This is a genomic window from Isoptericola sp. MSGPD8_1_ISO-PGPR-S23-394, assembly GCF_058072785.1.
Map to the genome: position 1 here is coordinate 2,292,020 of NZ_CM176517.1, position 25,721 is coordinate 2,317,740.

Genomic DNA, 25,721 nt, shown 5'->3' on the forward strand with positions numbered 1-25,721 from the left:
GACCCCGCCCGTCCCGGTCAGCGCTCCGTCAGCGCCCCGTCAGCCCTCGTCGGAGCCGCCGTCCGAGCGGGAGGACGCCTCTCGTTCGGCGCGCTCGGCACGCAGCGAGGTGATGGCCGCGTCGAAGTCGTCGAGCGAGTCGAACGCCTGGTAGACCGAGGCGAACCGCAGGTACGCGACCTCGTCGAGCTCACGCAGCGGGCCGAGGATGGCGAGCCCGATCTCGTAGGCGTCGATCTCCGCGCTGCCGGACCCGCGCAGCGTCTCCTCCACCCGCTGCGCCAGCAGGGCGAGATCGTCGGCACTGACCGGGCGCCCCTGGCACGCCTTGCGTACGCCCGACACGACCTTGTCGCGGCTGAACGGTTCCGTGACGCCCGAGCGCTTCACCACCGACAGGCTCGCCGTCTCGATCGTGGTGAACCGTCGCTGGCAGGAGGGGCACTGGCGGCGACGCCGGATCGACGAGCCGTCGTCGGCGGTTCGCGAGTCGACGACACGGGAATCGGCGTGTCGGCAGAACGGGCAGTGCATCCGGAGTCTCCTGCGGTCGAGGCCGAGCCCGTGCCCGGCGGCCCGACGAAAGTATGCGCCGGTGCCACCTCCGTGCAACATCAGGTCCGACCGTGCCCGACCCCACCGTCGGGAAGCACCACGACCTGCCCGACCTGCAACGCCGTGGTGCGCAGGCCGTTGAGCTCCTTCAGCTGCGCGACGACGTCGCGCAGGTCGTCGCCGGGCTCTGCCACGGACTCGGCGTACTGCCACAGCGTCTCCCCCGGCGCGACCGTCCTCAGCTGCACCTCCATGGCCCGTCCCGGGGCGTCCGCCACCGCAGCTGCGCCCCACGCCATCAGGCAGGCGGACAGCACGAGCACCGCGAGCGCGACGAGCACGCGCCGGCCACGCGCGGTCAGCCGCAGGTCGCCCAGCTCCCGCACCTCGTCGAACACTGCCGGAACCGCTGTGCGCGCTGTCATGCCGTACCCCTCTCCGCCGGAGACACTCCCGGACCGTCGGCCGCTTCGAACACCTGTGCTTCATACACCTGTTCGTCGAACACCTGTACCCATTGGTAGCACGTCACCCCGACACGCGTCGAGAGAATCTCGAACAAATGTTTGATGTCGGGGGCGATCTGACCTACGCTGGGTCCATCGACGGCAGGTTTGTCCGATTTTTGTCCGGCGCGGTGGGTTCGGTACTGACGGGAGAGACGCATGAGGACGACACGCGAGACGAGCGGTGAGGGCAGCACCGGTGCACGCGGCGGCGAGCTCGCGTCGGTGTCGGAGATCTCCCCCGGGCTGGACCGGCTCACCGCGCGCCAGCGCCGCGTCCTGGACACCATCCGCGACTCGGTCGAGACCCGCGGGTACCCGCCCACCATGCGCGAGATCGGCGAGGCCGTCGGGCTGGCGAGCCCGTCCTCGGTGAAGCACCAGCTGACCACCCTCGAGCGCAAGGGCTACCTGCGGCGCGACCCGAACCGACCCCGCGCGATGGAGGTCGTGGAACCCGGCACGGCCGCGGCGGAGTCGGCCAGCGCGACCCCATCGGTCCTGGCGGACCTGCGGGCCGTGGACGGGACCGACGGCGGGACGCCGGCGCCCTCCTACGTGCCGCTCGTCGGCCGGATCGCGGCCGGCGGGCCGATCCTCGCCGAGCAGGTCGTCGAGGACGTCTTCCCGCTGCCGCGCCAGCTCGTCGGCGACGGCGAGCTGTTCCTGCTGAAGGTGGCCGGCGACTCCATGATCGACGCCGCGATCTGCGACGGGGACTGGGTCGTCGTGCGTCGTCAGAACGTCGCGGAGCAGGGTGAGATCGTGGCCGCGATGCTCGACGGCGAGGCGACGGTCAAGACGTTCAAGCAGTCCGACGGCCGCACCTGGCTGCTGCCGCAGAACCCGGCGTACGACCCGATCGTCGGGGACGAGGCGCAGGTGCTGGGCCGCGTCGTCGCCGTGCTGCGCAGCCTCTGACGGGACCCGCGGCGAGGTCGACGTCCCTCAGAGGCCGAACCGCCGCTGCACGGCACGGACGCTCGCGGCCGACGCACGCAGCCCCTCGACCTCCTCGTCGGACAGCGGCGTGTCGACGACCGTGGTCGCCCCTCGTGCGTCGACCAGGGTGGGCAGCGACAGGCACACGCCGTCGATCCCGTGGAAGCCGTCGATCCGTGTCGAGACGGGCATGACGCGGTGCTCGTCGTTGAGCACGGCCTCCACGATGCGCGTGGCCGCCAGACCGACGGCGTAGTTGGTGGCCCCCTTGCCGGCGATCACTCGGTACGCGGACTCGACGACCTCGCGGGCGATCGACCGGCGCACCCGGGCGTCGAGGGGCGGGCGCCCCGGCAGCGGCTCCCACTCCAGCAGCGGGACCCCGGCGATCCGCGCCGAGCTCCACAGCGCGATCTCGGAGTCGCCGTGCTCACCGGCCACGTAGGCGTGCACGTTCGCCGTCGCCACGCCGCAGTGCTGCGCGAGCGCCGCGCGCAGCCGCGACGAGTCCAGGACCGTCCCGGAGCCGAAGACCCGCTCCGGCGGGAGCCCGGAGACCTGCTGCGCCGCCGAGGTCACCACGTCGACGGGGTTGGTCACGAGCAGGTACGTCGCGTCCGGGGCGACCTCGACCAGCCCCGGCAGGATCGACCGGGTCAGCGCGATGGTCGCCTCCGCCAGGTCCAGGCGGGACTGGCCGGGCCGCTGCTTCGCCCCGGCCGTGACGACCACGACGTCGGCGTCACGGCAGACCTCGACGTCGTCGGAGCCGATCACCTCCGCCTGCGGGACGAACATCCCGCCGTGCTGCAGGTCGAGCACCTCGGCCTCGACCTTGGCCCGGTTCACGTCCATCAGAGCCACGGTCCGGGCGGTGCCGCGCGCGAGCGCCGTGAACGCGAGCGTGGCGCCCACCGCCCCGGCACCGACGACGGCGAGCTTGGTCGTGCTGCGAGGTGCTGTCACGCGCCCAGGCTAGGGCTGTCGCCTGCCTCGCGCGAGGGGAGCCGGCGCAGCGCGGACCGCACCAGGTCGGCGTCGGTGGTGCGCCAGAAGTCGGGCATCGACCGGGAGAGGAACGAACCGTAGCGGGCGGTGACGAGTCGCGGGTCGAGCACGGCCACGACGCCCCGGTCCGTCGCGGACCGGATGAGGCGTCCCGCACCCTGCGCGAGCAGGAGTGCGGCGTGGGTGGCGGCGACCTGCATGAAGCCGTTGCCGCCAGCCTCCTCGACGGCCCGCGCCCGCGCCGAGCGCACCGGGTCGTCCGGCCGGGGAAAGGGCACCCGGTCGATGATGACGAGGCGGCAGGCGTCGCCGGGGACGTCGACACCCTGCCAGAGTGAGAGGGTGCCGAACAGGCAGGTCTCCGGCTCGGCGGCGAAGCGTTGCACGAGCGTGGGGAGCTGGTCGTCCCCCTGGCAGAGCACCGGCACGTCCAACCGCTCGCGCATCGCCTCCGCGGCGGCGTTCGCGGCCCGACGGGAGGAGAACAGGCCGAGGGTGCGCCCACCGGCCGCCTCGATCAGACCTGCGATCTCGTCGAGCTGCGCCGCCGTGGTCGGCTCGCGACCGGGGGCGGGCAGGTGCTTGGCGACGTAGCAGATGCCCTGCTTGCGGTAGTCGAACGGGCTGCCGGCGTCCATGCCCCGCCACGCACCGTCGTCGCCCGTGGAGGCCGCCATGCCCAGCGACCGCGCCACGGGGTCGAACGTCCCGCCCAGGGCCAGCGTCGCGGACGTCAGCACCCCGGTGCGTTCCGCGAGGAGCTGGGTGCTGATCAGCCCGGACACGGCGAGCGGGGCGGCGTGCAGGCGCCCGACGCCGTCGCCCCAGGGCGCGTCGGCCGGGGGCCGCGAGCACCACAGCACGTCGTCGCCCGTGTCCTGGGCCGCCATGCGTTCGGCGACCTCGAAGAGCTGCTGGGTCGCCGACTGCGCCATCTTCAGACCGGCATCGGGCTCGGCGCCCTTCTCCGGCTTGAGGTCGCTGAGCAACGACCGTGCGGCGTCGCGGACCGCTTCGACCGCGGTCCGCAGCTCGCCGGGGAGCCCCTGGGGGAATCGCTCCGCCGGGACGCTGGCGAGCAGCCCGGCCAGCGCCTGCGCCGCTGCGTCCAGGTCGTCGGTCAGCATGCCTCCGTGCCGACGCACCAGCCGGGCGGCGTGCTCCACGCTGCCGCCCGACAGGTCGACCGTGGCGGCCGCCGTGATCCGGTCGACGAGCTCGTGCGCCTCGTCGACCACCAGCACTCCGTGCTCCGGCAGGACGTTCGGGTTGCCGGACGCCGCGATGCCGAGCATCGCGTGGTTCGTCACCACGACGTCGGCCTCGCGGGCGGTGTTGCGGGCCTGCTCGCCGAAGCACTCGTCGATGAGCGGGCAGCGCTGGTTCAGACACTCCAACGAGGTCACGGACACCTGCCGCCACGCCCGGTCCGGCACGCCCGGCACGAGGTCGTCACGGTCGCCGGTGGTGGTTTCCTGCGCCCACGCGTGCAGGCGGCGGACGTGGTCGGCGAGCCGCGCGCCGTCGTCGGAGGCACCGCCGGCCGCGGTGGGGTGCTGCTCGGCCGAGGACCCCTCGCCCGGGCCGGGGTCGGCCGGCAGGTCGAAGAGCGTCGCCCCGTCCACCGGGTAGCCGCCGGTGACCTTGTGACGGCACAGGTAGTTGTGCCAGCCCTTGAGCAGGGCGACACGGGGTGGTCGCGGCAGCCGCGGCGCGACGGCCTCGGCCACCAGCGGCAGGTCGCGGGTGATCACCTGGCGCTGGAGGGCGAGCGTGGCCGTGGAGACCACCACCCGCTCCCCCGACGCGACGGCGTGCCGGACGGCGGGCACCAGGTACCCGAGCGACTTGCCCGTGCCGGTGCCGGCCTGCACGAGGAGGTGACGGCCGGACTCGACCGCCTCGGTCACCGCCCGGGCCATCCGGTCCTGCCCGTCCCGTCGCGACCCGCCGAGCGACGAGACGGCGAGGTCGAGCAGCTCGGTGACCTCGGGCACGGTCTCGGGAGGGTCGGCGGACGCGGCGGACGAGTTCACCGGACGATCCTACGGGCGCAGGCCGGAGCCCCCGACCTCGTCCACACCTCTCAGAGCGCGACGCCCTCCAGCTCCGCGGCCAGCGCGGCGTCGACACGGCCGCGCAGCCGCGTGCCGTCGGCGAGGTGCTCCTCGCCGACGAGCTCGCCGTTCTCGTGGACCCGGTGGACCAGGTCGCCGCGGTGGTACGGGACCACCAGGTCGATCTCGACCGCCGGGCGCGGCAGCGCGTCCGCGATGAGGGCGCGCAGCTCGGCGATCCCCTCGCCGGAGTGCGCCGAGACGACCGCGGTGCGGCGCTCGCGCCGCTGCACGCGTCCGACCACGGTCGGGTCGGCCACGTCCGCCTTGTTCAGCACGACGACCTCCGGGACGGCGTCCATGCCGGGGATCTCGCTCAGCACCTCACGGACCGCGTCGATCTGCCCCTCGGGGTCGGGGTGGGACGCGTCCACGACGTGCAGCAGGAGGGCGGCGTCGCCGACCTCCTCGAGCGTCGAGCGGAAGGCCTCGACGAGCTGGTGCGGCAGGTGGCGCACGAACCCGACGGTGTCGGCGTAGGTGAAGACGCGCCCGTCCTCGGTCCGCGACCGACGGACGGTGGGATCGAGCGTGGCGAACAGTGCGTTCTCCACCAGGACGCCCGCGTCGGTCAGCGCGTTGAGGAGCGACGACTTGCCGGCGTTCGTGTACCCCGCGATCGCGACATTCGGGATCGCGTGCCGCTTGCGGTCGTGACGCTTGGTCTCGCGCGCCGGTGCCATCGCCGCGATCTCGCGGCGCAGCTTGGCCATCCGGTTGCGGATACGGCGGCGGTCGAGCTCGATCTTCGTCTCACCCGGTCCGCGCGAGCCCATCCCGGCCCCCGCGCCACCGACCTGGCCACCGGCCTGGCGGGACATCGACTCGCCCCAGCCGCGCAGGCGCGGCAGGAGGTACTCGAGCTGCGCGAGCTCGACCTGTGCCTTGCCCTCCCGCGACTTGGCGTGCTGGGCGAAGATGTCGAGGATCAGGGCGGTGCGGTCGACCACCTTGACCTTGACGATGTCCTCCAGCCCGCGGCGCTGGGACGGGGCCAGCTCGGTGTCGACCACGACGGTGTCAGCGCCGGACGCCGCGACGATCTCCGCAAGCTCGGCGGCCTTGCCGGAGCCGAGGAAGGTCCCGGGGTCCGGCTTGACGCGCTTCTGGAGCAGGCCGTCGAGCACCTGCGAGCCAGCCGTCTCGGCCAGCGCGGCGAGCTCGCGCAGCGAGACGTCGGCCTCCCGGGCGGCGGCCTCGCCCCCCGGGAACAGGCCGACCAGCACGACCTTCTCCAGACGCAGCTGGCGGTACTCGACCTCGGTGACGTCGTCGAGCTCGGTCGACAGACCCGCGACGCGGCGCAGCGCCGCGCGCTCGGCGAGGTCGAGCTGGTCGCCGTCGTGGGCGGTGTGGACCGTGGTGCCCTCCGACCGCGCCGTCCCGGCCCGTGCCAGCACCCGGGCGACGACGTCGTTCGCGATCGACTGGGCGTCGCGGGACTCGCTCGGCTCGACGGGGTCGGCGGAAGTGCGCTCGGGATCGGTCGGGATGTAGGTCAAGATGGTCCTCTCGGTGGGGTACGCCGGTAGAACAAGGATCCCACGCGGATTCGTCCCGGCCGAGGACTTTTCCGGTGTCCCTCTACGATGCCGGTGTGAGCGACCACTACTTCACGGCCGAGCCCGCCTCCGACGCCGAGCGCCGCACGCTCGAGGTCCGCCTCGCGGGTGGCGCGGTCGAGGTCGAGGTCGCCGGGGGTGTGTTCTCCCCCGGCGGGATCGACAAGGGCACCCGCATCCTGCTCGACGAGGTGCCCGCTCCTCCTGCCGGCGACCTCCTGGACCTGGGGTGCGGCTGGGGCCCGGTCGCCCTGTCGATGGCGTTGCGCAGCCCGGCGGCGACGGTCTGGGCCGTCGACGTCAACCACCGCGCGCTCGACCTGGTGCGCCGCAACGCGGACCGGCTCGGCGTCGCCGCCCAGGTGCGCGCCGTCGCGCCCGACGAGGTGCCCGACGACGTCCGGTTCGCCGCGCTGTGGTCCAACCCGCCCATCCGGGTCGGCAAGCAGGTGCTGCACGGCATGCTGCGGCGGTGGCTGCCGCGGCTGGTGCCCGGTGGTGCGCCGGGCGGCGCCTGGATGGTCGTGCAGAAGAACCTCGGGTCCGACTCGCTCGCCCGCTGGATCGAGTCCGAGCTGGGGCTGGCGACGGCACGGACGACGTCGTCGAAGGGGTTCCGCGTCCTGCACACGACGCGCTGACGGGCAGCGGGCCCGGCGACGGCGAGGCCTCGGAGCGCGGCCTTGTCGCCGGCTACCGCTCGACGTCGCCACTGAACACGAGCTCGGCGGGACCGGCGAGCTCGACGTGGCCACCGTCGAGGAGCCGCACGCGGACCTCACCACCCGGGACCTCGACGAACCAGGTGGTCGGGACCTGGTCGGGGTCGGCGGCGCCGTGCGAGGCCCACGCGCGCACCGCGAGCGCCGCCGCGCAGGCACCCGTGCCGCAGGACTGCGTCTCGCCCACACCACGCTCGTGGACGCGCATGCGGACGCGGCCGACGGAGCCGCCGTCGGGTGTCGCCTCCTCGCCGAGCGGGACGACGAGCTCGACGTTGGTGCCGTGCGGCGGCACGGGATCGACGGCGGGCGTCCGGCTCAGGTCGAGCGCGTCGAGCTCCGCGGGCCGCGACAGCGCGACGACGGTGTGCGGGTTGCCGAGGTCGACACTCAGCGCCGGCCGCGGGGCGTCCCAGCCGGCCACCATGACCGCCGCGTCGGCGCCGGAGGCCACCGCGTCCGGCCCGCCGGGGTACACCCACGGGCCCATATCGACCGCGTACCAGCCGTTCGGCTCCTTGCGGACGCGCTTCACGCCGCCGCGGGTGCCGAGGGCGAGCTCACCGCCGCCGGACAGGTCGACCAGACCGAGGCTCTCGGCGAACGCGGCGAAGACGCGGACGCCGTTGCCGCACATCTCGGCCACGGTGCCGTCGGAGTTGCGGTAGTCCATGAACCAGATCGCCTCCGGCTCCTCGGCGAGGACGGCGTCGGCCGCGGCCTCTCCTGCGCGGGCCACCGCGGCCGTCGGGGCGAGGCGGATCACCCCGTCGGCGCCGATGCCCCCGCGGCGGTCGGCCAGGTGCCGCACCTGCTCGGGCGTGAGGTCAAGGTCTCCCCGGGTGTCGGCGACCAGGACGAAGTCGTTGTGCGTCCCGTGGCCCTTGGTGAAGCGCAAGGTCATGAGCCCAGACTACGGCGTACAGGCCCGTCGCCCGGTGGGGGCAGCTCGCCGGCGTCGGCGGCCCGCACGACGGCGAGCGCCTCGTCGAGCAGGCCCGGCGACCCGGCGTCGAGCCACCGCACGCGCGGGTCCCGCCCGAACCAGCCCATCTGCTTGCGGGCCAGGCGGCGGGTGTTGGCGACGACGGCCGCACGCGCCTCGCCCTCGGTCCGTTCGCCGGCGAACCAGCGCAGCACCTCGGCGTAGCCGACCGCGCGGGCGGCCGTGGCCCCGAGGCCCGGGCCGGTGCCGCCCTGGGCGGGCGAGGCGAGGCGCCGCACCTCGTCGACGAGCCCGGCGTCCCACATCCGGTCCACCCGGCCGGCCACCCGGGCGTCCAGCGTCTCGCGGTCGCAGTCGAGCCCGATCTGCACGGCGGGCCGGACGTACTCCTGCCGAGGCAGGTTCGCGGTGTACGGCTGCCCGGTGATCTCGACGACCTCCAGCGCGCGGACGATGCGCCGGGTGTTCGCCGGGCCGATCGACTCCGCGGCCGCCGGGTCGACGCGGGCGAGCTCGGCGTGCAACGCGTGCCGCCCCTCGGTCTCGGCACGCTCCTCCAACCGTGCGCGCACGGCGGCGTCGGTGCCGGGAAAGTCGAGGTGGTCCAGGAGGGCCCGCACGTAGAGCCCGGACCCGCCGACGACGACGGCACGCGCGCCACGTCCGCTGATCGCGTCGAGGTCGGCGCGGGCCTCGGCCTGGTACCGCGCCACCGAGGCGTCCTGGTCCGGGTCGAGGACGTCGAGCTGGTGGTGCACGACGCCGCGGCGCTGCGACGGCGGCACCTTGGCTGTGCCGACGTCCATGCCGCGGTAGAGCTGGAAGGCGTCCGCGTTGACGATCTCGGCCGGGACGGGCACCCCGCCGCGACCGGCGTGGGACAACGCCTCGGCCAGGTCCAGGGCGAGGTCCGACTTCCCGGTGGCGGTGGGTCCTACGACGGCGACGATCACGGGTCCACGCTAGCCGGGACCGGCGCCGGGTTAGGCTCCGCGGGTGCTGCTGCTGACCACCTTCGCCGTGAGCCTGCTGTCGGGGCTCGTGCCGGTCGTCAGCATCGAGGTGTACCTGGGCGGGGTGGCCGCGGCGACCGATGCCGCCGGGTCGCCGGCCCGCGTGGCCGCGCTGGCCCTGGCGGCCGGTGTCGGCCAGACGCTCGCGAAGGTCGCCTGGTACCTCCTGGCGGCGCGGTCGATGGAGTCGCGCCGCCTGCAGCGCAAGCTCTCCCAGGAGCGCTGGCGGCTGGCGTACGAGCGCTGGCACGGCCGGATCGCCGGCCGGCCGGTCCTCACGACCGCCGTGCTCCTCGCGTCCGCGTGCCTCGGGTTCCCGCCGCTGATGATCATCGCCGTCGTCGCCGGCTCGCTGCGGGTCCCGCTGTCGATCTACGTGCCGTCGCTCCTGGTGGGACGCACCGTGCGGTTCTGGCTGCTGCTGGCGGGTGTCGGCTGGTTCGCGGCGGCGACGCTCTGAGCGGTCCCGTCCCGGTGCCCGGACGTGCCCGGCGCACCCCACGAGACCACGTCGTACCGGTCGGGCAGGTGCGCACCGGTCACCGCGACCGGCCGGGTAGTGGCCTCCCAGCCGGCCCGGTCCGCGAGGCGCGCCACGACGGCGTCGACGGTGCCGCCGGTGCCCGTGCCGTCCGCCACGAGGAGGGCGTCGCAGCGCGCCAGGGTGTCGACGGCGGCCTGCCGGGCGAGCTCGCCGGCCGCGGGCGCCAGCTCGACGACGACTGCGTCCGCCGCCGTGGCCGGTCCTGCCGCCTCGGCGAGCACGAGCAGCACCACCGACGCGGCGAGACCGGCCGGGACCGGCGGCCTGGGGGTCCGCACACCGGCACCCGAGGTCTCGGCGTCCCCGGTGTCCCGCAGCAGGGGCACCCAGCGGTCGGCGATGCCCGCCGCCGCCAACGAGGGGCGACGCCGGCCGATGGTCGAGCGCCGGGCCGGGGCGAGCACGCCCCAGGTGCGCACCGGACCGCCGTCCAGGGCGGCGCACCGGCCGACCTCCGTCAGCACCGCGGCGCGGACCTCCGCCAGCGGGCGGGCGCCACCGGCGGCACCGGGGACGAGCAGGACGGTGGCGGGCAGGGCCACGGCGTGGACGGGCACGCCGCCACGGTACCCGGGCCGTGTAGCGTGGGTGGTGTGAGGTTCTTCGGATCACGTCGGGCCGACAGGTCGTCCACGCCCCCGGCTCCCGACGGTGGCGAACCGGACCGGCTGCGTTCCGACGTCCAGAACGTCCTGCTGGCCGGACCGGTCGGGGACGCCGTGGGCGCGCTGCCCGCCCCGGTGTCGCGGGAGCGGATCAGCGCCTGGCTCGACCAGTCGGGGTTCACCTACTTCGTCGACACCGACGGCGACCTCGGCGGGCTGTGGCACGGTCGGCTGTTCCACTTCCTCGCGCTGGGCCCCGACGGCGAGGTGCTCCAGATCCGCGGGCAGTGGCACCGCGAGGCGACCATCGAACGCCTCGGCGAGGTCCTCGAGGTCTGCAACGAGTGGAACGCCGAACGGATCTGGCCCAAGACGTACGCCCGCGTCCGCGACGACGGCGCCGTGGTGGTGTGCGCGGAGGTCACCATCAGCGTCGAGCACGGAGCGAACGACGACCAGCTCGGTCAGCACCTCCAGTGCGGCCTGTCCACCTCGGCCATGTTCTTCGAGCACCTCGACGAGGTCTTCGCCGACCCGCTGCGGAGCGCCCCGTGAGCGGCCCGCTGCGACGCGCCACGGCCGCCGTCCTCCAGGCCGCCCGTCGGCGGGGCCGCGACGGCGGCCGGCCCGGGGTGCGGCCCGCGCTGCCCAGCCCGGTGTCCCTGGCGCGCGTCGGCAACGACCTGGCGCGCCGCGGCTACCGCTTCCGCACGGACGACGACGGCGACATCACCGGCACCTGGGACGGCAACCGGTTCTGGTTCCTCCTCCTGGGCGAGGACTCCGAGATCCTCCAGGTGCGGGGCCGGTGGGCCGGCACCGTGCCGGACTCCGCCCGGCACGCGGTGCTGCAGGCCTGCAACGACTGGAACCGCGAGCGCATCTGGCCCAAGGTCTACACCCGCCCCGAGGGCGACGGCCTCGCGCTCTACACCGAGGTGTCGGTGGACCTGGAGCACGGCGCGACGGACGTCCAGCTCGCCGAGACGGTCTCGTGCGGCCTCGTCACGGCGTCGCAGTTCTTCGCGAGCGTCGGCCCGCTGACGGAGCTCTGACGAGGGCCGGCAGGCCCGCGCAGCGCGCTGCTGCTACGCCCTCGCGCGCAGCGTGGGCATGCCGAGCACCACGGGCCCGTCCGGTGCCGGGGCGCCGTGGGAGTGCTCGTCCTCGCCACCACCGAGGCGGGTCGTCTCGCGCTGCACCCAGGCGTCGCCCGAGCGGGTGCGCCGCACGGCGTACGTCCCGCCGTCGACGGCGGAGTCCGCGATGAGGTGGTGCGGCGCGGAGCGCGTGACCTCGACCGTGACCATGTCGCCCGGCCGGGGCAGCCGCGGGTCGAGGTGCAGGGCGTCGGTGAGCCGGGGGTCGTCGAGACCGGCGGGACGGTCGGCGAGCGTGGCCCCGTCCGGCAGCACTCCGGACGGCAGTGCGAGGTGGACCAGGCGGTTGTCCGGGGCGCGTCCGCTGACCCGGTGCGACGCCCCGTCCTTCTTGCCGGAGCCCTCGGCGACCAGCACCTCCAGCGTGCGGCCGACCTGCGTGGCGGACTCCTCGGCGCTGATGCGCTCCTGCAGTGCCAGGAGCCGCTCGAACCGCTCCTGGACGACCTCCTTGGGCAGCTGGTCGTCCATCGTCGCGGCCGGGGTGCCGGGCCGCGGCGAGTACTGGAACATGAACGCCGAGCTGAAGCGCGAGGCCTCGACCACGCGCAACGTCTCGGCGAAGTCCTCCTCGGTCTCCCCCGGGAAACCGACGATGACGTCCGTGGTGATGGCGGCGTCCGGGATCGCTGCCCGCACCCGGTCCAGGATGCCGAGGAACTTCTCGGACCGGTAGCTGCGACGCATCGCCCGCAGCACCTTGTCCGAGCCGGACTGGAGCGGCATGTGCAGCTGGGGCATGACGTTCGGCGTCTCGGCCATCGCGTGGATCACGTCGTCCGTGAACGCCGCCGGGTGCGGCGAGGTGAACCGTACGCGCTCGAGCCCGTCGATCTGGCCGCAGGCGCGCAGCAGCTTGGCGAAGGCCCCCCGGTCGCCGAACTCGACGCCGTAGCTGTTGACGTTCTGGCCGAGCAGCGTCACCTCGACGGCTCCGGCGTCGACCAGGGCCTGGACCTCGGCCAGGACCTCGCCGGGTCGCCGGTCGCGCTCCTTGCCCCGCAGGTGCGGCACGATGCAGAACGTGCAGGTGTTGTTGCAGCCCACGGAGATCGAGACCCAGCCCGCGTACACCGACTCCCGACGGGTCGGCAGGGTCGAGGGGAAGACCTGCAGCGACTCGGCGATCTCCACCTGCGCCGCCTCGTTGTGCCGCGCGCGCTCCAGCAGCACCGGGAGGGCGTCGAGGTTGTGGGTGCCGAAGACGACGTCCACCCAGGGCGCCCTCGAGACGATGTCGCCACGGTCCTTCTGCGCGAGGCAGCCGCCGACGGCGATCTGCATGCCCGGACGCTCCGCCTTGAGGCTCGCGAGCTGGCCGAGGTTGCCGTAGAGGCGCGTCGCGGCGTTCTCCCGCACCGCACAGGTGTTGATGACGACGACGTCGGCACGGCTCGCGGCGTCGTCCGCGGCGGAGGCCCGCGTGTAGCCGGCCTGCTCGAGCATCCCGGCCATGTGCTCGGAGTCGTGCACGTTCATCTGGCACCCGAGGGTGCGGACGACGTAGGTGCGCGCGTCCGCCTCGGCGCGGCCGGGCGTGCCGGTGGCGTGCGGTGGGGGCATGGTGGTGGACATCGCCTCCTAGGGTACGGCGGGCGACAGACGGCCTCCGCACGCGCGACGGCCGGTACGGCACGCCGAGCGGCGGTGTCGTTACCGATTCGTTGCCGACGCGGGACCAACGATGCTGGTGAACGTAACATCGACTGGTTAGGTTCGAGGGATGGATCACAGCGGATCGGCTCGTGCCGCGGGAGAGCACCTGGGTGCTCCGCTCGTGGAGCTCGAACGAGTCAACAAGCACTTCGGCGACCTGCACGTGCTGCAGGACATCGACCTCACTGTCCGCAAGGGAGAGGTGCTCGTCGTCATCGGCCCGTCGGGCTCCGGGAAGTCCACCCTCTGCCGGGCGATCAACCGGCTGGAGACCGTCGACGACGGCACGATCCGCATCGACGGCGAGGAGCTGCCCGCCGAGGGGCGAGAGCTCGCCCGCCTGCGTGCCGACGTGGGCATGGTCTTCCAGGCCTTCAACCTCTTCGCGCACAAGTCGGTGCTGGAGAACGTCACCCTCGGCCCGCGCAGGGTGCGCGGCCTGTCGAAGGCGCAGGCCGACGAGGAGGGCCTGGCGCTCCTCGACCGGGTCGGGGTGAAGAACCAGGCGAGCAAGCTGCCGGCCCAGCTCTCCGGAGGACAGCAGCAGCGTGTCGCCATCGCCCGCTCGCTGGCGATGCACCCCAAGGTGATGCTCTTCGACGAGCCGACCTCCGCGCTCGACCCCGAGATGATCAACGAGGTCCTGGACGTCATGGTCCAGCTCGCGCACGAGGGGATGACGATGATCGTCGTCACCCACGAGATGGGCTTCGCCCGCAAGGCTGCCGACCGCGTCGTGTTCATGGCCGACGGGCAGATCGTCGAGCAGGCCACCCCCGAGGAGTTCTTCACCCACCCGCGCAGCGATCGCGCGAAGGACTTCCTGTCGAAGATCCTCACCCACTGACCTCCACATCCAGCATCACGACGAAGGGAAGCATCATGCGACGCACACGCACCACCGGGGTGGTCGCCCTCGCAGCGACTGTCGCTCTGACGCTCGCCGCCTGCTCGGACGGCGGTGAGAACGGCAGCGGCGGCGAGACCGAGGGCGGCGAGACCGAGGGCGGCGACGAGTCGGTCACCATCGGCATCAAGTTCGACCAGCCCGGCCTCGGGTTCATGGAGGGCGACACGCCCACCGGGTTCGACGTCGAGGTCGCCAAGTACGTGGCGAACGAGCTCGGCTACTCCGAGGACCAGATCGAGTGGACCGAGGCACCGTCCGCCCAGCGCGAGACGCTGCTGTCGACCGGCCAGGTCGACATGATCTTCGCGACCTACTCGATCACCGACGAGCGGCGCGAGCAGGTCTCCTTCGCCGGCCCGTACTTCGTCGCCGGCCAGGACCTGCTGGTCGCCGCCGACAACACGGACATCACCGGACCCGACACCCTCGACGGCAAGAACCTGTGCTCGGTCACCGGTTCGACGTCGGCCCAGCGCATCAAGGAGGAGTACTCCGAGGGCGTCAACCTGCTCGAGCAGCCGGGGTACGCCGAGTGCGTCACCGCGCTCATCTCCGGGCAGGTCGACGCGGTGACGACCGACGACATCATCCTCGCGGGCCTCGGCGCGCAGCCGGCCAACGCCGGCCAGGTGAAGGTCGTGGGCAACACCTTCTCCGAGGAGAAGTACGGCGTCGGCATCCCGCAGGAGTCCGACCAGTGCGAGGCCATCAACGAGGCCATCACCAAGATGGTCGACGACGGCTCGTGGCAGGAGGCGCTCGACGCCGCCACCGAGGGCACCGGCTACGTGCCGAACGACGAGCTCAACCCGCCGGAGTACGAGCCCTGCGACATGTGACGCGGGCCTGACCGGCTCCGGGCCCGCCGCGCTCCGCGTGGCGGGCCCGGTCCACCTCGCGGGCGACGCCCGCACCGCGCACCACCGACCGACCCCTCCCCCGAAGGAGCGACTGCCGCGTGCAGGAGTACCTCGACATCCTCCGCGAGTACGACGTGCTCGGCGCGTTCTGGGTGAACATCCAGCTCGCGCTCTGGGCCGCCGTGCTGTCCCTCGCCCTGGGCTCCGTCCTGGCGCTGTTCCGGATCTCGCCGATCGGCAGCCTGCAGTGGGCCGGTACCGCCTACGTGACGGTCTTCCGGAACATGCCCCTGACGATCATCATGGTCTTCATGGTCCTCGGCGCCTGGGGACAGCTCGAGCTGTCCCTCGCCACCGACTTCAACACCAACTTCTTCTGGCTGGCCGTGGTGGGCCTGTCCGTCTACCACGCGGCCTTCGTGTGCGAGGCGATCCGCTCCGGCGTGAACACCGTGCCGGTCGGCCAGGCCGAGGCTGCCCGGTCCATCGGCCTGTCGTTCCTGCCCGCCGCGCGGCTGATCATCCTGCCGCAGGCGTTCCGTGGCGCGATCGCACCGCTCGGCAACGTGCTCATCGCCCTCATCAAGAACACGACGGTGGCGGCCGCCGCCTCGGTGGCCACCGAGACGTCGTCGGTGATGAAGACGATGATCGAGTTCCGGCCCGACTACATCTACGCGATCTTCTTCACCTTCGCGATCGGCTACGTGATCCTCGTGACACCGGTCGGCCTGTTGACCACATCTCTCTCGAGGAGTCTGGCGGTGGCCCGATGAGCGCCCAGTCCGTCCTGTTCGACGCGCCGGGCCCACGGGCCCGGCGGCGCATCCTGCTCGGCAACCTCGTCGGCGCCGTGATCGTCGCCGGCGTGGCCGCGCTCGTCCTGATGCGCCTCGCCGACAAGGGGCAGCTCGACCCCACCCTGTGGCTGCACGCCGTCGACGCCGACGCCTGGCGCTACTACTACTGGCCCGGGTTCCTCAACACCGTGCGGGCCGCCGCGCTGGCGATCGTCGGCGCGATGGTCTTCGGCCTGCTGTTCGGCGTGGGCCGCCTGTCGTCGCTCCTGCTCGTGCGCACCGTGTGCGGGACGGTCGTGGAGTTCTTCCGTGCCGTGCCCGTGCTGCTCATGATGGTGTTCTTCTGGCTGCTGCTCGCCAACGCCGGGGTGGAGAACTCCTCGTTCTGGGGCGTCGTCATCGCGCTCATCCTCTACAACGGGGCCGTCGTGGCCGAGCTGGTGCGCTCCGGCGTCCACGGCCTGCCGAGCGGTCAACGAGAGGCGGCGCTCTCCGTCGGTCTCACCCGCGGCCAGTCGCTGCGGACCGTGGAAGTCCCGCAGGCCCTCGTCGCGATGCTGCCGGCGCTCGTCTCGCAGCTCGTCGTGGTCCTCAAGGACTCGGCGCTCGGCGCGATCATCTCCTACACCGAGCTCCTGCAGTACTCGCGCCGTCTCGGCTCGGGCGAGGGCAACATCCTCCAGGCGCTCACGGTGGCGGCGGTCCTGTTCATCGTCATCAACTACAGCCTGTCGAAGCTCGCCGAGCGGCTCAGCCGAACGATGCGCCGCACCGCCGGCAAGACGGGGACGATGGCCGCCGGCCTCGACGCCGGTGTGGGCGTCGGCGCGACCGCTGTGGGCGGAGGAACCGCCGGCGGAGCCTCCAAGAGCCACGGGGCAGAGCCGGGCGATCGGGACCACCCGGAACGCTGGTCGTAGGGCGGGGCGCGCCGGCGTCGGAGCGGCCCGACCTCAGTCGTCGAGGAAGACGTCCTCGGTATCGCCGACTTCGTCGCCCTCGGCGACCAGGGCGTCCTTGACAGCGGCGAATGCCACGGACGGGCTGTGGCCCTTGCGGCTCAGCGCTCCCACGGCACGTCGCACCCTCTTGTCGCGGTCGAGACCACGCGTCCGCGACACGTGCTTGCGCGCGAGCTCGGCCGCCGCGGCCCGCTCGTCGTCGCCATCGACCTGCTCCAGGGCGGCGGCGGCGGTCTCGGGGTCGACACCGCGACGGTAGAGCTCCGCCGAGATCGCCCGGCGCGCCTGGCCCTTCTCGTGGTGCCGGGTCCGGACGATCATGTCGGCGTACTCGGCGTCGTCGACGAGACGGACCTCCTCGAACCGGTCGAGCACCGGGGCCACGACCTGCTCCGGGTATCCCTTGCGCGCGAGCGAACGGGCGAGCTCCGCCCGGCTCTTGGGAGCCGCCGTGAGCGTACGCAGCACCGCCTCGCGAGCGAGCTCGGCCGCCTCCTCGGTGCTGATCTCGCCCGCCTCGAGCCGTTCCCCCACGCTCGGGCGGCCGCGGCGCTTCCCCTCGCCGCGACCACCCTGTCCTCGGGCTGCCATCAGCGCACGCCCGTCAGAACGGCGCCTTCTTCGTCTTGGCCGCCGTCGACCGCGCGGTCGACCTCGCCTTGGCCGGGCTCTTGCCCTCGTCCGCCGACGAGGCCGAGGCCGCCGTCGCGACATCGCCGGCCGCCGGCGCGATGTCATCGCCCTCGGCCGGCGTGTCGAGCTTCGCCCCGACGCCGAGCTTCTCCTTGATCTTCTTCTCGAGCTCGTCGGCCAGGTCCGGGTTGTCCCGCAGGAACGACCGGGCGTTCTCCTTGCCCTGACCGAGCTGGTCGCCGTCGTAGGTGAACCACGACCCGGACTTGCGCACGAACCCGTGCTCCACGCCCATGTCGATCAGTCCGCCCTCACGGGAGATCCCGACGCCGTAGAGGATGTCGAACTCCGCCTGCTTGAACGGCGGAGCCATCTTGTTCTTGACGACCTTGACCCGGGTCCGGTTACCGACCGCGTCGGTCCCCTCCTTGAGGGTCTCGATCCGGCGGATGTCCATGCGCACCGACGCGTAGAACTTCAGCGCCTTGCCGCCGGTCGTGGTCTCGGGGCTGTTGTGAACCATGACGCCGTCGACGAAGTAGTTGTGGTTGCCCTCCACCTCGATGTCGAAGCGGTGCATCGATCTCGTCTGCGGCTTGACGTGGATGTCCAGGACCCGCGACGGAACCGGTACGCTGCGCGGCGCGACGAACTCCGGGCTGACGTCGAACCGTCCCCTCAGACCCGGCAGCAACTTGTACTCCATCGACGGGTGGACGTAGGGCGCGACGACCTCCTGCAGGCGCTTCGTGCCAGCCGTCGTGAGCTGGAGGACCCACTGCTGCCTGGTCCCACGCTGCCGCAGCGAGCACTCGACGCCGTGCTCGTCGCGCAAGTAGCCCGCCAGGCGCTCGCGTGAGCCCGTACTCATCGCGTCGACGCAGACCTCCGCTCGACCCGAACCACCGGCCGTCCGCTCCTGAAGACCCTTCGAGCGCGCCTGGAAGCTGAAGTCGTCCATGTACCACACAGCCAGCGCCAACGGGGTCAGCGCCTTGATGTAGTCGTCCGTGATGTGCTTCTTGCCGTCCCCGAAGTACACGACGTCGTGAAGCTCGGACAGCTCGGGCAGCGGCTGCAGGTCGACGTGCACCGCACCGTTCGGACGCTCGGAACGTGACCGACCGACGTTGCCGAACATCGAGGCCTTCCAGTCTACGTACTCGACCTGCTTCGACCCGTGTCCCATCCGGAACCGGACGCCGCGACGTCCACGGCGGTTCGGGGACAGGTTGGCGTCTCCCAGCAGTCCACCGAGCACCATCTGCCACTGCTGGTCCGAGAGCAGCACGTCCTCCGCGACCATCACCCGGTCTCCGGCAAGGATCTCGCCCGCCTCGCGCCAGCCACCAGGGGTACGGATGAGGTGGTTCTCCGTCGCGGCGAACTGTGCTCGCCCGTTCCTCCCGGACTTCTCCACCGTGAACTGCAGGAAGCGCTCGGCAGGACCGTTGTCGAACCAGTTGACGACCTTGCGCGGCACGGCCTGGCCGGACTCCGGGTCGTAGGACATCACGTCGACCGGCAGCTTCTGGTTGACGATCTTGCCGATCTTCTCCGTCGTCCCGTCCGCCAGAACGACGCGCGTGGAGTAGTTGAAGCAGCCGAAGAACACACCGATCTTCTCGCGGAGCTGGTTGATGAAGATCGCCGTGGTGCCCGAGGAGCTGAGGGCACCGGAGATCTTGCGCAGCGCCTGCGACATGAGCCGTGCCTGCAGACCCACGTGGCTGTCACCCATCTCGCCCTCGATCTCGGCCTTCGGCACCAGGGCCGCGACGGAGTCGATGACGATGATGTCGATCGCGCCCGACCGGATCAGCATGTCCGTGATCTCCAGGGCCTGCTCGCCGGTGTCCGGCTGCGAGACGAGCAGCGCGTCGGTGTCGACGCCGAGCTTCTTCGCGTAGTCCGGGTCCAGCGCGTGCTCGGCGTCGATGAAGGCCGCGATGCCGCCGTTCCGCTGAGCGTTGGCCACCGCGTGCAGCGCGATGGTGGTCTTGCCGGAGGACTCGGGGCCGTACACCTCGATGACACGCCCGCGCGGCAGACCGCCGATACCCAGCGCGACGTCGAGCGCGATCGACCCGGTCGGGATGACCTCGACCGGGGCACGCCCCTCCTGGCCGAGGCGCATGACGGAGCCCTTGCCGAAGTTGCGGTCGATCTGGGCGAGCGCGGCTTCGAGGGCCTTGTCACGGTCTTCCGGTGCTGGCATGTTCGTCACCTTCGTGTTCTGGGCGCGGCCGCGCGCCTTCGGCTTGCTGCTCATGTCGTCGACGACCGTACTCGGCGCCACCGACAACGGCCCGCGTCCCGACGTCCCGGTGTGGACGACGGCCGGGGATCTCCTGCTGTGGTCACACTCTAGCCGAACATCTGTTCGACCCGGGAGCTCGGCCCGGCGTGTCGGCCCTCCGCTCGCGGCACCCGCCGGTGCGGACCGGTACGGACCGGCCTCGGGCCGGCCTCTGGCCAGCGCAGCGGCTCAGCGCGGCGGTGGTGCCTGCCGGTTCCGGTCGGTCCCCCAGCGCCGCTCCTCCGGCACGTCGAGCGCGTCGCACAGCGCGTGCCAGACGTCCCGCGGCTCCATGCCCGCGGACAACGCCTCCGCCGGCGTGCGGTCGCCGAGCCGCGGCAGCACCTGCTCGCGCACGAGCGTGCGCCCGAGGGCACGCCCGAAGACCTCGTCGACGAGCTGGGAGAAGTCGGAGTAGCGCACGCTCCCAGGGTGCCACGGGTCCGCACGGGCGCGGCGCGCGCCTGTCGGTGTCCCGGTGCACGATGGGTCGGTGTCCCCCCTCCCCGACCCGTTCGCCCGGTTCAGCCCCGCCACCCGGGCGTGGTTCACCGGCGCGTTCGCCGGGCCGACGGCGGCGCAGTCGGGCGCGTGGGAGGCGGTCGCGGCCGACCGGCACGCCCTCGTGGTGGCCCCCACCGGCTCCGGCAAGACCCTGGCGGCGTTCCTCTGGGCGATCGACCGCCTGACCTCCGTGCCGCCGCCACCGGACCCGGTGCGCCGGTGCCGCGTGCTGTACGTCTCCCCCCTCAAGGCGCTCGCCGCGGACGTGCAGCGCAACCTCCGCGCCCCGCTGGCGGGCATCCGGCAGACCGCCGCCCGGGCGGGCACCCCGGTGCACGACGTGGACGTCGGCATGCGCACGGGCGACACCCCGGCCGCCGAGCGACGAGCGTTCGCGACCCGACCACCGGACGTGCTGATCACGACGCCCGAGTCCCTGTTCCTCGTCCTGACCTCGGCGGCCCGGTCCGGGCTCACCGGCGTCGAGACCGTGATCGTCGACGAGATCCACGCCGTGGCCGGCACGAAGCGCGGCGCCCACCTCGCCGTCACGCTGGAGCGCCTCGACGAGCTCCTCGAGCGGCCCGCACAGCGCATCGGTCTCTCCGCGACCGTCCGGCCCGTCGAGGACGTCGCACGGTTCCTGGGCGGCGAGCGTCCCCCGGACGACGGGGGGCGCGAGGTGGCGGTGGTGCAGCCCCCGGCCGACAAGCGCTGGGACCTGCAGGTGGCCGTCCCCGTGCCCGACCTCACCGACCTGGGCGGGAGCGAGGAGCCGGACCTGTCCGGGCCGGCGACGTCGCCCCGGACACCCCAGCGGCAGGCCTCGGTGTGGCCGCACGTCACCGACCGGGTCGTCGACCTGGTGGCCGCGCACCGCTCGACGCTCGTGTTCACCAACTCCCGGCGCGGCGCGGAGCGGCTGACGGCGCGGGTCAACGAGGCCTGGTCCGAGCGCCAGGGAATCGCTCTCCCGGACCCCGGTGCCGCCCAGGCCGCGGTGATCCCGGGCCAGTCCGGCACGGCCGTCGCCACGCCCGAGGACGCCCCCGTGCTGGCCCGCGCCCACCACGGGTCCATGAGCCGGGCCGAGCGCACCCGCACCGAGTCCGAGCTCAAGGACGGCCGGCTGCCCGCGGTCGTCGCGACGTCGTCCCTGGAGCTCGGCATCGACATGGGGGCGGTCGACCTCGTGGTCCAGGTCGGTTCGCCACCGTCGGTGGCGAGCGGCCTGCAACGCATCGGGCGCGCGGGCCACCAGGTCGGCGCCGTGTCCCGTGGCGTCGTGCTGCCGACGTTCCGGGGCGAGCTGCTCCCGGCCACCGTCGTCACGCAGCGCATGCGCGGTGGCGACATCGAGCCGCTGCACGTCGTGTCCAACCCGCTCGACGTGCTCGCCCAGCAGGTGGTCGCCGCCCTCGCGATGGACGACTGGCACGGGGACGACCTGCTCGCGCTCGTGCGCCGCTCGACGCCCTTCGCCGGGCTCGGCGACGCCACCTGGCACGCCGTGCTCGACATGCTCGCCGGGCGGTACCCCAGCGAGGAGTTCGGCGAGCTGCGTGCCCGGATCGTCTGGGACCGCGCCACCGGACGGCTCTCCGCCCGCCCGGGAGCCCAGCGCCTCGCGGTCACCAGCGGCGGGACCATCCCCGACCGCGGCCTCTACGGGGTCTTCCTGGCCGGGGACGACGGCGGCCGTGGGGGCAAGCGCGTGGGCGAGCTCGACGAGGAGATGGTCTACGAGTCCCGGGCCGGGGACACGTTCACCCTGGGGTCGTCCACCTGGCGCATCGAGGAGATCACGCCCGACCGCGTCGTGGTCACCCCCGCTCCCGGTCTGCCCGGGCGGCTGCCGTTCTGGAAGGGCGACTCACCCGGTCGGCCGGCGCCACTCGGGCGAGCGGTCGGGGCGTTCGTGCGCCAGGCGGACCGGGTGCTCGCCGACGACCCGGAGGCCGGGCGTGCTCACCTGCGCGAGGCGGGCCTCGACGACTGGGCCGCCGAGAACCTCGCCGGCTACCTCACCGAGCAGCGCACCGCCACGGGCCGGCTGCCGGACGACCGCACGGTGGTCGTCGAGACGTTCCGCGACGAGCTCGGCGACCGGCGGGTCGTGGTGCACTCGCCGCTCGGTGCGCGCGTGCACACACCCTGGGCGCTCGTCGTGGCGGCACGGCTCCGGGACCGGCTCGGAGCCGACGTCGCGGTCATGCCGGGCGACGACGGCATCGTGCTCCGGCTGCCCGGCGACTCGCCGTGGGACGTCGACGTCTCGAGCGCTCCGGTGCCGTCCGTCACCGCCGAGGACCTGCTGATCGACCCGGACGACGTGTCCGACGCCGTGCGCGCCGAGCTCGGCTCGTCGGTGCTCTTCGCGGCGAGGTTCCGTGAGGCCGCCGCCCGTGCGCTGCTCCTGCCGCGCCGTCGCCCCGACCGCAGGTCACCGCTGTGGCAGCAACGCCAGCGCGCGGCCCAGCTGCTGCAGGTGGCCTCGGCCCACCCCGAGTTCCCGATCATGCTGGAGGCGGCCCGCGAGTGCCTCCAGGACGACTTCGACGTCGCCGCGCTGCGCACCCTCATGGCCGACCTGGCCGCGCGGAGGGTGCGGATGGTGGAGGTGACCACCACCGAACCGTCGCCCTTCGCCCGCTCGCTGCTGTTCGGCTACACCGCCCAGTTCCTCTACGACGGCGACGCACCGCTCGCCGAGCGCCGGGCCGCCGCGCTGTCGCTCGACCCCGCGCTCCTGGCGGAGCTGCTCGGGGAGCAGGGCGCCACCGACCTGGCCGACCTCCTGGACCCGGAGGCCGTCGAACGCACCGAGGCAGAGCTGCAGTGCCTGGCACCGGAACGGCAGGCCAAGGACGCCGAGGCGCTGTGGGACGTGCTGCGCCGCACCGGTCCGCACCCCGTCGAAGCGTTGCGCGCACGCACCCGCGACGAGGCGCGCGGCGCCGTCGTCGGCTGGCTCGCCGACCTGGAGCGGGCGCGGCGTGTGATCGAGGTCCGGGTGGCGGGCGCCGAGCAGTGGGCCGTCGTGGAGGACGCGGCGCGACTGCGGGACGCGCTCGGGGTGGCGCTCCCCGTGGGGGTCGCCGAGGCGCACACCACCCCGGTCGCCGACCCGCTCGGGGACCTCGTGCGGCGCCACGCGCGCACCCACGGACCGTTCACGACGGCGGACGTCGCCCGTCGCCTCGGTCTCGGCGTCGCGGTCGTGGCCGCCGTCGCCTCGCGGCTCGAGACCGAAGGGCTGCTCGTGCGCGGCGCCCTGCGGCCCGAGGTCCTCGGCGGCACGGCCGACGACCTCTGCGACCCCCGGGTGCTGCGCACCCTGCGCCGGCGCTCGCTGGCCGCGCTGCGGGCCGAGGTGGAACCGGTCGAGCCCGAGGCGCTGGGAGTGTTCCTGCCCCGCTGGCAGGGCGTCACCTCGACGCCCCTGCGCGGGACGGACGGCGTGCTGCGGGTGGTCGAACAGCTCGCCGGCTCCGCGGTCCCCGCCTCGGCCCTGGAGACCCTGGTCCTTCCCGCCCGGGTGGCGGACTACTCCCCCGCGCTCCTCGACGAGCTGACGACCACGGGCGAGGTCCTCTGGGCGGGGCACACCGCGCTGACCGGCGGGGGCGGGGGCGACGGGCTCGTGAGCCTGCACCTGAGCGAGGACGCCCCGCTCACCCTGGCCACGCCGTCCGACCTCGAGCCGGACGGGCCGCTCGACTCCGACCGGCACCGCGTGGTGCTCGACCTCCTCACCGGCTCGGGCGGGCACTTCCTGCCGCGCCTGGCCGAGCTCGCCGACGCCACCGTGGCGGACACGCTCGAGGTGCTGTGGGACCTGGTGTGGGCGGGCCACGTCACGAACGACGGGCTGTCCGTGCTCCGCGAGCGGGTGGGTGCCGGCGGGGGCACGCACCGCGCGCCACGCACCACCGCACGTGCCCGTCCTGTCCGCAGGTCCCGGTTCGCCCTGACCCGGCCGACGACGCCGCGGGGCGGCGGCGGACGGTGGTCGGCCCTGCCGGCCCGCGAGACCGACACCACGCTGCGCACCCACGCGCTCACCCAGGTGCTCCTCGACCGGCACGGCGTGCTCACCCGCGCCGTGGCGCCGTCCGAGGGGGCTGCCGGCCGGTTCCGGGACGTCTACCGCGTGCTGTCCGGGCTGGAGGAGCGCGGCGCCGTGCGTCGCGGGTACTTCGTGGAGCGGCTGGGCGGCTCCCAGTTCGCCCTGCCCGGCGCCGTCGACCAGCTCCGGCGCGATGCCACCGACCGCGAGCGCCTCCGCGCGGACCCCGACGCGTCCCGCCGGGCCGTGCTGCTCGCCGCGACCGATCCCGCGAACCCGTACGGCGCCGCGCTGGGCTGGCCGCGCCAGCCCGACGGGACGGCCGACGGTCCGGGCCACCGGCCCGGACGCAAGGCCGGTGCCGTAGTGCTCCTGACCGCCGGCGCGCTGACCCTCTACGTGGAACGCGGTGGCCGCACCCTGCTGTCCTTCACCGACGACCCCGCCGACCTCGACGCCGCGGCCGCCGGGCTCGCCGAGGCGGCCCTCACCGGACGCCTGGGCAAGGTGCTGGTCCAGCGCGTCGACGGGGTCCCCGCGCTGACCGCGGCCCGCGACCGCCAGCCCGTCGCCGCGGCGCTGCTGCACCACGGGTTCGGCGTCACACCGCAAGGTCTACGGGTCGTGGCCCGCTGACGCCGGCCGCGGGCCCTGGCGGCATCGGTACGGAGTGCGTCTCCTCACGGTCCAGGGTGTCGGCCAGCAGGAACAGGTAGCCGATCATCAGCACGAAGCCCACCCTCTCCAGCAGGCCGAAGGCCACGATGCCCGAGCCGGCGGCGGCCAGCGGCAGGTGGACCGCGAGGAACGCCACCACGAGGACCGCCAGGCCGACGGTCGCCCGTCGCAGCCGTCGAGGAGCCAGGGACCGTGGCGAGGGCACCGCACGCGCCACGCAGTGCCCGACGACCGGGAGCACGACGAAGGCTGCGGCGGCGCTCGTGCGGTGCACCGCCGCGGAGAACGTGGTGGCCACGCCGGGCGGGTCGGTCGGGAAGACCCCCACGAGCACCATCGCGACGGCGAACGTCGTCATGGCGACCGCCGGCACCCGCCCCGTCGCCAGCCCGGCCCGGTAGGCCCGGACCACCAGCGCCACGCCGACCGCCGCGAGGATCGTCCCGCCGACCAGGATCGCCTCCCCGCCACCGGGCACGAACGCGTAGAAGCTCACCGGATCGATCAGCGGGTCCACGACCCCCGCCCCGAGCGTGTGGGCGGCAGCCATCGCCGCGAGCGCGGCGAGGCTCGACCAACCGACGCCGCGCACACTGCGGCGACCGGTCTGGTCGGGACGGTGGGCATCGACGTCGGGGCGCATGGCGCACCATCATGTCCGAAAAGTCCA

23 protein-coding genes are annotated in these 25,721 nt (G+C 73.4%); 10 read left to right on the forward strand and 13 right to left on the reverse strand.

The window, feature by feature from the left end; translation table 11 throughout:
- Positions 1-39 precede the first annotated feature (39 nt).
- Positions 40-534 (reverse strand): transcriptional regulator NrdR, encoded by a 495-nt coding sequence (gene nrdR, locus AC3RJ8_RS10520; protein WP_489712582.1) that lies wholly within the window; start codon positions 532-534, stop codon positions 40-42.
- A gap of 80 nt (positions 535-614) precedes the next feature.
- A complete protein-coding gene (locus tag AC3RJ8_RS10525) occupies positions 615-980 on the reverse strand; it encodes a LysM peptidoglycan-binding domain-containing protein (RefSeq protein ID WP_489712583.1) in 366 nt (121 codons plus the stop codon).
- Between the two features lie 240 nt (positions 981-1,220).
- Here AC3RJ8_RS10525 and lexA point away from each other — a divergent pair, with 240 nt between their 5' ends.
- On the forward strand, positions 1,221-1,982 hold the full coding sequence (lexA, locus tag AC3RJ8_RS10530; protein WP_489712584.1) for a transcriptional repressor LexA: 762 nt from the start codon (positions 1,221-1,223) through the stop codon (positions 1,980-1,982).
- Between the two features lie 27 nt (positions 1,983-2,009).
- Here lexA and AC3RJ8_RS10535 read toward each other — a convergent pair whose 3' ends face one another.
- Genes AC3RJ8_RS10535 through hflX form a run of 3 tightly spaced genes read right to left on the reverse strand, consistent with a single transcriptional unit; the run spans position 2,010 to position 6,630 of the window.
- A complete protein-coding gene (locus tag AC3RJ8_RS10535) occupies positions 2,010-2,969 on the reverse strand; it encodes an L-lactate dehydrogenase (protein ID WP_489712585.1) in 960 nt (319 codons plus the stop codon).
- Complete coding sequence (locus tag AC3RJ8_RS10540) at positions 2,966-5,047, reverse strand: ATP-dependent DNA helicase (protein WP_489712586.1); 2,082 nt, start codon at positions 5,045-5,047, stop codon at positions 2,966-2,968. The genes AC3RJ8_RS10535 and AC3RJ8_RS10540 overlap by 4 nt, the downstream gene beginning before the upstream one ends.
- 50 nt (positions 5,048-5,097) lie before the next feature.
- Entirely contained in the window at positions 5,098-6,630 is a 1,533-nt protein-coding gene (hflX, locus tag AC3RJ8_RS10545; protein WP_489712587.1) for a GTPase HflX, read from the reverse strand.
- Positions 6,631-6,725: 95 nt separating this feature from the next.
- Here hflX and AC3RJ8_RS10550 point away from each other — a divergent pair, with 95 nt between their 5' ends.
- On the forward strand, positions 6,726-7,331 hold the full coding sequence (locus AC3RJ8_RS10550; protein WP_489712588.1) for a class I SAM-dependent methyltransferase: 606 nt from the start codon (positions 6,726-6,728) through the stop codon (positions 7,329-7,331).
- 52 nt (positions 7,332-7,383) lie between these two features.
- On the opposite strand, the gene dapF is transcribed toward AC3RJ8_RS10550, so the two are convergent.
- Together dapF and miaA are read right to left on the reverse strand one after the other, a co-directional pair.
- A complete protein-coding gene (gene dapF / locus AC3RJ8_RS10555) occupies positions 7,384-8,316 on the reverse strand; it encodes a diaminopimelate epimerase (RefSeq protein WP_489712589.1) in 933 nt (310 codons plus the stop codon).
- Positions 8,313-9,311 carry a tRNA (adenosine(37)-N6)-dimethylallyltransferase MiaA gene (gene miaA / locus AC3RJ8_RS10560; RefSeq protein WP_489712590.1) on the reverse strand — a complete coding sequence of 333 codons (999 nt, stop codon included), beginning with the start codon at positions 9,309-9,311 and terminating at the stop codon, positions 8,313-8,315. The genes dapF and miaA overlap by 4 nt, the downstream gene beginning before the upstream one ends.
- 43 nt (positions 9,312-9,354) lie before the next feature.
- Here miaA and AC3RJ8_RS10565 point away from each other — a divergent pair, with 43 nt between their 5' ends.
- Positions 9,355-9,831 carry a hypothetical protein gene (locus tag AC3RJ8_RS10565; protein WP_489712591.1) on the forward strand — a complete coding sequence of 159 codons (477 nt, stop codon included), beginning with the start codon at positions 9,355-9,357 and terminating at the stop codon, positions 9,829-9,831.
- Here AC3RJ8_RS10565 and AC3RJ8_RS10570 read toward each other — a convergent pair.
- Positions 9,744-10,472: a hypothetical protein gene (locus tag AC3RJ8_RS10570; protein WP_489712592.1), complete on the reverse strand. Its 729-nt coding sequence runs from the start codon at positions 10,470-10,472 to the stop codon at positions 9,744-9,746. The two genes, AC3RJ8_RS10565 and AC3RJ8_RS10570, sit on opposite strands and share 88 nt — an antisense overlap.
- Positions 10,473-10,508: 36 nt before the next feature.
- Between AC3RJ8_RS10570 and AC3RJ8_RS10575 the strand changes: the two genes are divergently transcribed.
- Together AC3RJ8_RS10575 and AC3RJ8_RS10580 are read left to right on the forward strand one after the other, a co-directional pair.
- Positions 10,509-11,075 (forward strand): YbjN domain-containing protein, encoded by a 567-nt coding sequence (locus tag AC3RJ8_RS10575; RefSeq protein WP_489712593.1) that lies wholly within the window; start codon positions 10,509-10,511, stop codon positions 11,073-11,075.
- Positions 11,072-11,575: a type III secretion system chaperone family protein gene (locus tag AC3RJ8_RS10580; protein WP_489712594.1), complete on the forward strand. Its 504-nt coding sequence runs from the start codon at positions 11,072-11,074 to the stop codon at positions 11,573-11,575. The genes AC3RJ8_RS10575 and AC3RJ8_RS10580 overlap by 4 nt, the downstream gene beginning before the upstream one ends.
- Before the next feature lie 33 nt (positions 11,576-11,608).
- On the opposite strand, the gene miaB is transcribed toward AC3RJ8_RS10580, so the two are convergent.
- On the reverse strand, positions 11,609-13,255 hold the full coding sequence (miaB, locus tag AC3RJ8_RS10585; RefSeq protein ID WP_489712595.1) for a tRNA (N6-isopentenyl adenosine(37)-C2)-methylthiotransferase MiaB: 1,647 nt from the start codon (positions 13,253-13,255) through the stop codon (positions 11,609-11,611).
- 148 nt (positions 13,256-13,403) lie between these two features.
- On the opposite strand from miaB, the gene AC3RJ8_RS10590 reads away from it, so the two are divergent.
- From AC3RJ8_RS10590 to AC3RJ8_RS10605, 4 genes are all read left to right on the forward strand, one after another.
- Positions 13,404-14,183 carry an amino acid ABC transporter ATP-binding protein gene (locus AC3RJ8_RS10590; protein ID WP_489712596.1) on the forward strand — a complete coding sequence of 260 codons (780 nt, stop codon included), beginning with the start codon at positions 13,404-13,406 and terminating at the stop codon, positions 14,181-14,183.
- 35 nt (positions 14,184-14,218) lie between these two features.
- Entirely contained in the window at positions 14,219-15,085 is an 867-nt protein-coding gene (locus tag AC3RJ8_RS10595) for a glutamate ABC transporter substrate-binding protein (RefSeq protein ID WP_489712597.1), read from the forward strand.
- 119 nt (positions 15,086-15,204) lie between these two features.
- On the forward strand, positions 15,205-15,882 hold the full coding sequence (locus AC3RJ8_RS10600) for an amino acid ABC transporter permease (protein WP_407318251.1): 678 nt from the start codon (positions 15,205-15,207) through the stop codon (positions 15,880-15,882).
- The gene (locus AC3RJ8_RS10605) at positions 15,879-16,826 is read left to right on the forward strand and encodes an amino acid ABC transporter permease (RefSeq protein WP_489712598.1); all 948 of its coding nucleotides are present in this window, start codon (positions 15,879-15,881) and stop codon (positions 16,824-16,826) included. The genes AC3RJ8_RS10600 and AC3RJ8_RS10605 overlap by 4 nt, the downstream gene beginning before the upstream one ends.
- A gap of 33 nt (positions 16,827-16,859) precedes the next feature.
- Here the strand turns inward: AC3RJ8_RS10605 and AC3RJ8_RS10610 are convergent, their stop codons facing one another.
- The 3 genes from AC3RJ8_RS10610 to AC3RJ8_RS10620 form a co-directional block, all read right to left on the reverse strand.
- On the reverse strand, positions 16,860-17,459 hold the full coding sequence (locus AC3RJ8_RS10610; RefSeq protein ID WP_489712599.1) for a regulatory protein RecX: 600 nt from the start codon (positions 17,457-17,459) through the stop codon (positions 16,860-16,862).
- 13 nt (positions 17,460-17,472) lie between these two features.
- Entirely contained in the window at positions 17,473-19,719 is a 2,247-nt protein-coding gene (gene recA, locus AC3RJ8_RS10615; protein ID WP_489715619.1) for an intein-containing recombinase RecA, read from the reverse strand.
- A gap of 270 nt (positions 19,720-19,989) precedes the next feature.
- Entirely contained in the window at positions 19,990-20,223 is a 234-nt protein-coding gene (locus AC3RJ8_RS10620; protein WP_489712600.1) for a DUF3046 domain-containing protein, read from the reverse strand.
- Between the two features lie 70 nt (positions 20,224-20,293).
- Here AC3RJ8_RS10620 and AC3RJ8_RS10625 point away from each other — a divergent pair, with 70 nt between their 5' ends.
- The gene (locus AC3RJ8_RS10625) at positions 20,294-25,009 is read left to right on the forward strand and encodes an ATP-dependent helicase (RefSeq protein ID WP_489712601.1); all 4,716 of its coding nucleotides are present in this window, start codon (positions 20,294-20,296) and stop codon (positions 25,007-25,009) included.
- Here AC3RJ8_RS10625 and AC3RJ8_RS10630 read toward each other — a convergent pair.
- Positions 24,975-25,694, reverse strand: coding sequence for a DUF998 domain-containing protein (locus AC3RJ8_RS10630; RefSeq protein WP_489712602.1), 720 nt, complete (start codon positions 25,692-25,694; stop codon positions 24,975-24,977). The genes AC3RJ8_RS10625 and AC3RJ8_RS10630 overlap by 35 nt on opposite strands.
- Between the last annotated feature and the right edge of the window lie 27 nt (positions 25,695-25,721).

Excerpts from the sequence above, each read along its gene's own strand:
- recA (WP_489715619.1), bottom strand. The coding sequence starts at position 19,719 with ATGCCAGCACCGGAAGACCGTGACAAGGCCCTCGAAGCCGCGCTCGCC.
- AC3RJ8_RS10590 (WP_489712596.1), top strand. The coding sequence starts at position 13,404 with ATGGATCACAGCGGATCGGCTCGTGCCGCGGGAGAGCACCTGGGTGCT.
- miaB (WP_489712595.1), bottom strand. The coding sequence starts at position 13,255 with ATGTCCACCACCATGCCCCCACCGCACGCCACCGGCACGCCCGGCCGC.
- AC3RJ8_RS10525 (WP_489712583.1), bottom strand. The coding sequence starts at position 980 with ATGACAGCGCGCACAGCGGTTCCGGCAGTGTTCGACGAGGTGCGGGAG.
- AC3RJ8_RS10595 (WP_489712597.1), top strand. The coding sequence starts at position 14,219 with ATGCGACGCACACGCACCACCGGGGTGGTCGCCCTCGCAGCGACTGTC.
- nrdR (WP_489712582.1), bottom strand. The coding sequence starts at position 534 with ATGCACTGCCCGTTCTGCCGACACGCCGATTCCCGTGTCGTCGACTCG.
- lexA (WP_489712584.1), top strand. The coding sequence starts at position 1,221 with ATGAGGACGACACGCGAGACGAGCGGTGAGGGCAGCACCGGTGCACGC.
- AC3RJ8_RS10630 (WP_489712602.1), bottom strand. The coding sequence starts at position 25,694 with ATGCGCCCCGACGTCGATGCCCACCGTCCCGACCAGACCGGTCGCCGC.
- AC3RJ8_RS10605 (WP_489712598.1), top strand. The coding sequence starts at position 15,879 with ATGAGCGCCCAGTCCGTCCTGTTCGACGCGCCGGGCCCACGGGCCCGG.
- AC3RJ8_RS10610 (WP_489712599.1), bottom strand. The coding sequence starts at position 17,459 with ATGGCAGCCCGAGGACAGGGTGGTCGCGGCGAGGGGAAGCGCCGCGGC.
- dapF (WP_489712589.1), bottom strand. The coding sequence starts at position 8,316 with ATGACCTTGCGCTTCACCAAGGGCCACGGGACGCACAACGACTTCGTC.